This is a genomic window from Nostoc sp. MG11, from assembly GCF_014904695.1.
Lineage (GTDB): Bacteria > Cyanobacteriota > Cyanobacteriia > Cyanobacteriales > Nostocaceae > Komarekiella.
Genome location: NZ_JACXXN010000139.1, coordinates 1 through 3,093, shown reverse-complemented (window position 1 = coordinate 3,093; position 3,093 = coordinate 1). Strand labels below are relative to the sequence as shown.

General features: G+C 39.4%; 4 protein-coding genes. All 4 read left to right on the top strand.

All coding sequences use genetic code 11. The features are described from left to right. On the top strand, positions 1-638 hold a 638-nt coding region (locus HCR01_RS37455), incomplete at its 5' end, for a replicative DNA helicase (RefSeq protein WP_264299998.1). 79 nt (positions 639-717) lie between these two features. Further along, complete coding sequence (locus HCR01_RS37450; protein ID WP_226890077.1) at positions 718-1,110, top strand: DUF3775 domain-containing protein; 393 nt, start codon at positions 718-720, stop codon at positions 1,108-1,110. Positions 1,111-1,197: 87 nt separating this feature from the next. Continuing rightward, positions 1,198-2,595, top strand: a complete 1,398-nt coding sequence (locus HCR01_RS37445) for an ATP-dependent DNA helicase (RefSeq protein ID WP_193200939.1) — start codon at positions 1,198-1,200, stop codon at positions 2,593-2,595. Positions 2,596-2,783: 188 nt separating this feature from the next. Beyond that, a partial coding sequence (locus tag HCR01_RS37440; RefSeq protein ID WP_193200938.1) for a hypothetical protein occupies positions 2,784-3,093 on the top strand: 310 nt, incomplete at its 3' end.

The following is a 3,093-nucleotide window of genomic DNA, read 5'->3' as shown; positions in this document are numbered from 1 at the left end:
AACTTGGGCTACCAGTCCTTTATGTAACCCCAGAAATGGACAAAACTCAAGTTAATGCCCGAATCCTTGCTCGAATCACAGGCGTAGATGCTGCCGCTATTCAAACTAATGCTCAACACCATTGGCAACAAATAGCACAGGGTGTAGGAGTGATGGCAGAAATGCCTTGGAAGATTTACGAGCATTCTTCCCCCACCCCCACGATGATTGCCTCTGCCGTTCGCCGTGCTATTGCTAAATTCGGTGGCTCTATTGGTGCTGTGTTTGTTGATTATTTGCAGCAGATTCCTTTGGAGTCCGGCGGTAACATGGCTTTTGAAGTTGGTAAGATTACTCGTCAGATTCGGGATATCGCCAAGTATCACAAAATTCCTGTATTTTTGGGCTGTCAAATCAATCGTGGGAATCAACACTCCGCCGATAAACGCCCCAACCGTCATCTGTTACGTAATTCCGGTGAGATATTTGAGGTTTGTGACCAACTAATCATGCTCTATCGCAACTCGGTATACAGCAATGACAGCAGCGATCGCACTATCGAGTTGATTGTGGAGAAAAACCGCCTTTACGGCAAATTGGGTACTGCAACTATGTTGTGCGACTTATCTACTTCTCGATTTTTGAACATGGCTCGATAAGTAGGATGAAATATAGCCGACTTGAAAAAATTTACCTTGTTTACTATTGCTTAAAATCAGACTACAAATGGAGAAAAATATGAACTTCTTGACAGTAACAAAAGTCCACGAAAATATTAGCTTAGCTGAACTAGCTTCTAGTTCACAAAACTCTAACTCAATCCCAAAACCAAAGCTAGACATACAAACTTTTGGAGAAGCACTAGCTGAATACTTGTACGAATCTCAAAATCCTAATGTGCCTATACACAACTTATCTGACTACATCTATCAGCTTTCTTCAGAGGAAGTAAAAGAAGCAGTTGCCCTGATGTGGCTTGGTCGTGGTGCTGGTGATGAACAGCCTGAAGACTTTCCTGTTTTGGTGAAAGAGGCACAAACGATGAAACCAGATTATTTACTCGAAAAGTCCTTGTTAGCTAAATATTTGCGAAACGGATTGCAAAAGCTAAATATTTCTCTTAAGAGGTAAAATCTACGAGCAAGCCTACACTTGCTTGTAACAAAAAAGTCGGCACTAAATTCTTATATTCTGAATTTATTTGAGGAGGTGAGTGCATTGAAACCAGTAACAACCATTAGCTCTAACTGGAGTAAAAGCAAACATCGGGATGGATTATCTCTAAACCAAATACAAGCATTCGATTTAATTCATGACTGGTATAACTCCAAGCCTGAGATGCCATTTGTATTGCGTGGTTATGCAGGTACAGGAAAAACCTTTTTAGTACAACGAGTAATCAAATCCTTTCAAGAATGTTTTCATGTACAAGACAAGAGTAAAACTATTCCTCTGAAAGTTGCTTTGTGTGCTCCAACCCATAAAGCTAGGCACGTATTAGACGCAATGGCAACAGAAGTAGGATTAAAAGTACATATCTCAACACTCCATAGTCTACTTCATGTTATGCCTGGGGAGTACGATGAAAACGGCAAACAGCGACTTAAACCAAATACCTATTCTTCTGAGCCTTATTACCACGAGTTTAACTTGGTAGTTGTTGATGAAGCTTCCATGCTTGGGCAAGAACTTCTTGATTTAATTCCTTCTCGGACTCCTACTGTTTTTATGGGAGATCCCGCGCAATTACCACCAATAGAAGACAATGTGGATTCTTCTCCTATCTTTAGCTTGCCCATTGGAATGGAATTAACCCAAGTCATGAGATATTCAGGGGCAATTGCTGAATATGTGACAGCATTACGCCAAAATTTAAATTCTCAATTTCCGCCACGATTGCTTAGTCGAGGCAACATTGAAAAAATGCAATTCGATGCTTGGTTGCCATCTGCTATCAATGCTTATAAATTTTCTCGTTCCTCTACAAAGATTTTGGCATGGACTAATAATAGAATCAACGTTCTCAACCAACAAATTAGGGCTGCACTTTACCCTGATGCTGAACCTATAGAGATAGGAGAAATTTTATTTGCTAAAGAACCAATCTTTTTGCAATCAGAATTTAGCAACAAGAAAGACATTTTTATGCATTCATGTGCTGAATGCGAAGTTACAGATTTTAAGGAGTATGCCGGAAATAAACATCATTTAGTACATAGCTCATTCAAAACATACAGAATAGAAGTCGAGAATGACATGGGCAAAGAAGCACGCTTGTCTATGATTCATCCAGATTCTTGGGATTTAATTAAATACGCAGTAACCGAAGCAAAAAAGGAAATCTTTAAACTCCCTGAAAATCAGAGAAGCTATGCATGGCGAGAGTATTACGAGTTTTTAGAAACTTACAATCTTGTTGTCAAAGGTAGTTTAATGCAGCGATTACAATATGGCTACGCAATTACTGTACACCAATCTCAGGGTGGAACATTTACCAATTGCTTTGTTGATACATCAAACATTTTTGGATGTCGAGATATCTTGATGCGTAATAAATTATTATACGTCGCTTATAGTCGTGCCTCACACCAACTTTATTGCTGTAGTAAGTGGTAATTCTAAACACAAAAAAACTGAGAAAATCGGACGCAACCCCCACTTTTAGAAATTAAACTCTCTTCTACCCATATACTGTCACACTGCATTCAGTAATTCTTGATCTTAAGGAATACACTCTACTCCCTCCAAAGGTAGAGTTAACTTCTCTAATTTCAGCACCAAGCTAACAGTTAATAAAAGCATTCATGAAGAAATCTGAAGTATTTACTAACAAACTGGAGCATTCCTATGGAAAAAGCGAAAGGCATAAAACCCCTAACCTCAACACCGTCGCTCCCTATCTTCCTACCCCACAAGAGCAAATCAAAGCTTTGAAAATGCACCTATCTCTGCCTTGGAAGGAAGCAGCTAAAACTTGGGCAAGGCAGGAGTTAGAGCGATTGTTGGCAAAGTACAAGAAACGTAAGGATTCAGGTCTAATATTTAGGAAGCAGAGATGGGCGAGACAGATAATTATTAGAATTAGCCAGCAGTGCTTGTGCAAAAAAGTCAATC

What these genes read in the sequence shown, in the direction of transcription:
- HCR01_RS37450 (WP_226890077.1), top strand. Translation starts at nt 718, where the DNA reads ATGAACTTCTTGACAGTAACAAAAGTCCACGAAAATATTAGCTTAGCT.